The sequence below is a fragment of the Actinophytocola sp. genome (genome assembly GCF_035712165.1).
Lineage (GTDB): Bacteria > Actinomycetota > Actinomycetes > Mycobacteriales > Pseudonocardiaceae > DASYTH01.
This window is the reverse complement of the sequence record NZ_DASTBH010000176.1, coordinates 1-2,601: the sequence shown is the minus strand read 5'-3', so window position 1 is coordinate 2,601 and position 2,601 is coordinate 1. Positions and strand designations below refer to the sequence as shown.

Here is a 2,601-nt window from a genome sequence, read left to right as displayed (position 1 = left end):
CGTGCCCACGGCCGTCGGCATGGCCATCGGGTACCTCACCGGCCCGCAGGCCATCCCGATCGCCCGTGCCTTGGGCCTGGTCGTGCTCGCCGGCATCGGCGTTGCCCTGCTGCGGATGGCATGGCTGGACCGGACGCGCGCCCTCGAGGCATGTGCCTGGATGCTGGCGGCCACGGTGCTGCTGGGACCGGTTTTCTACCCGTGGTACGCCCTGGTGCCTTTGGGCGTTCTGGCGGCTGTGCGGGTACCGAGGAAAATTCTTTTAACAGCCACGCTGATATGCACCTTCCTCACCCTGCCGAACGGGCAGGGGATTCCGGCGCTCACCAAGGCTCCCGGCGCCTATGCCGTGACGGCCGTCCTGGTCGTCGTAGCGATCAGGACGGTCAGAAAGCGACGGCCTGGGCGCGCCGCTTGACCTCGCGTGCCTTGTCACCGCCGAGCGCCTCGGCCGGGGTGCCGGGCAGGGAGTCGTCGGCGGTATAGAGCCACCTCAGCGCCTCTTCATCGGTGAAACCGGCATCGTGCAGCAAAGTCAACACGCCCGGGAGGTGCTTGAGCACCGTTTCGTTGCGGACTAGCTCCGCCGGCACCTGCCGGACCCCGTCCCGCTGAACGGCGATCAGGGAACCCTCCTTGATCAGCCGGTGGACCTTGACGATGGAGATCTCGAGCCGCTCGGCCACATCCGGGAGGGTCAGCCAACGCGCATTTTCGGACACGTTAATACCTTGCCACGCGCTGGTGGCGATGACATATGAACCCCTGGCAATCCTTGCGCCGGGAGATCGACCGGGCGATCCGTTCGATCGGTTAGGACCTGCCGGCCGAGACAACCAAGCGCGCCAAGCGATCCATGCGCCGCGACCCGGTGCCGCCACCGGGCCCGAGGCCGGCCCGGGCCGGTGCCCGGTTGACGGCCGATCGACCGCCGATCGACGGCCGGTCGACGGCCGAAGGCGGTTCTACGCCGTCGCGGCGGCGGTGCTGCTGCCGGTCCCCGGGGTCAGCGGTTACCTCGCGGTGACGAGCGGGTTTCGGCGCGCTGTTTCCGGGCAACGGTTCCCCGAAACGGGTTACCCGCGGCCAGTGTGATCAGAAATCGCCAGGCCCCGATCCGGACGGCCAGGCCGGGACCGAACCGGCGGCGCGCGGCGAGCGGCCGCGGGGGGAGGGGCCGGCGCCGCCACCCGACCCCCGCCTCATCTCCGGATCAATGCCTTAAACCGGCGGGGTGTACGAAGTTGGGCCTCCCCTGACTTAGACTCGCCTGCAATGAGTACTCAGGTGGCCGACCCCCTACTGGGGGCGCTTGTCGACCGGCGCTACCGCGTGCGTGGCCGTGTGGCCAAAGGCGGGATGGCGACGGTCTATACGGCGCTTGACGAGCGGCTCGACCGCACGGTCGCCCTGAAGATCATTCATCCCAGCCAGAGCAACGACGCCTCCTTCGTCGACCGGTTCACCGACGAGGCCAAGACGGTGGCGAGGCTCACCCACCCCAACGTCGTCGCCGTCTATGACCAGGGCACCCACGCCGGTCTGCCCTACCTGGTGATGGAGTATGTGCGCGGTCGCACGCTGCGCGACATCCTCGCCGAGCGGCGCCGGCTCACGCCCGCCGAGGCGCTGGCCGTGATGGAGCAGGTGCTCTCGGCGCTGGCCGCGGCGCACCGCGCCGGTCTGGTGCACCGCGACGTCAAGCCGGAAAACGTCCTGGTCGCCGAGGCTCCCAGCGGCAACAGCCTGGTCGACGCGGTGGTGAAGGTCGCCGATTTCGGCCTGGCCCGCGCGGTCGAGGCCTCCGCCGAGGACCCGGAGGCGGGTCACCTGATGGCGACCGTCGCCTATGTCGCTCCCGAGCTTGTCGCCGACGGCTTCGCCGATCCCCGCAGCGACGTCTACAGCGCCGGTGTCATGCTCTTCGAGATGCTCACCGGCCGCGTGCCCTATGACGGCGACCGCCCGGTGGACGTCGCGTGGCAGCACGTCGACCGCGATGTGCCGGCGCCCTCGCATTACGCGGCGGCTCTCCCGCCCACCCTGGACGAGCTGGTGCTGTCCGCCACCCGGCGCGACCCGAGCGCCCGGCCCACCGACGCCGGGGCGCTGCTGTCCCAGGTCCAGTCCGGCCGTGAGGGCCTGGCCTCGGGAAACGCGGTCACCCAGCGGATGCGGCCGATCGCGCAGCCGACCATGGTGGTGGAGCAGCAGCGCCCGTCTTGGGCCCGGCTGCCGGTCGCGGCGCCGCCCCGGCCGCGCACCCGGCGCAAACAGACCACGATGGTCAACCAGCTCAAGGACATCCACGGGCAGATCACCTCGACGCAGCGCGGCCGGCAGGCCCTTGGTGCCGGCCTGATCGGCCTGCTGGTTCTCCTGCTCGTGGGCGGCTGGTGGTTCGGGTTCGGGCGCTTCGAGGCCGCCCCCGGGCTGCTGACCCTCACCCGCGACCAGGCGGTCTCCAAGGCCCAGCTGGCCGGGTTGCATGTGACCTTCACCGAGGGCATCTACCGCGAGGACGTGGCCAAGGACGTCGTGCTCGGCCAGGATCCGGGGCCGGGTGAGCGGATAGTCAAGGGCGGCACGATCAAGCTCACC

General features: G+C 70.3%; 3 protein-coding genes. 2 read left to right on the top strand and 1 reads right to left on the bottom strand.

Going from position 1 to position 2,601, the window contains the following annotated elements:
- Positions 1-418: hypothetical protein (locus VFO68_RS09750; protein ID WP_325157875.1), on the top strand; the 418-nt coding region annotated here is incomplete at its 5' end.
- On the opposite strand, the gene VFO68_RS09745 is transcribed toward VFO68_RS09750, so the two are convergent.
- Complete coding sequence (locus tag VFO68_RS09745) at positions 387-722, bottom strand: Rv2175c family DNA-binding protein (protein WP_414635480.1); 336 nt, start codon at positions 720-722, stop codon at positions 387-389. The genes VFO68_RS09750 and VFO68_RS09745 overlap by 32 nt on opposite strands.
- 553 nt (positions 723-1,275) lie before the next feature.
- Between VFO68_RS09745 and VFO68_RS09740 the strand changes: the two genes are divergently transcribed.
- A partial coding sequence (locus tag VFO68_RS09740) for a protein kinase domain-containing protein (protein ID WP_325157873.1) occupies positions 1,276-2,601 on the top strand: 1,326 nt, incomplete at its 3' end.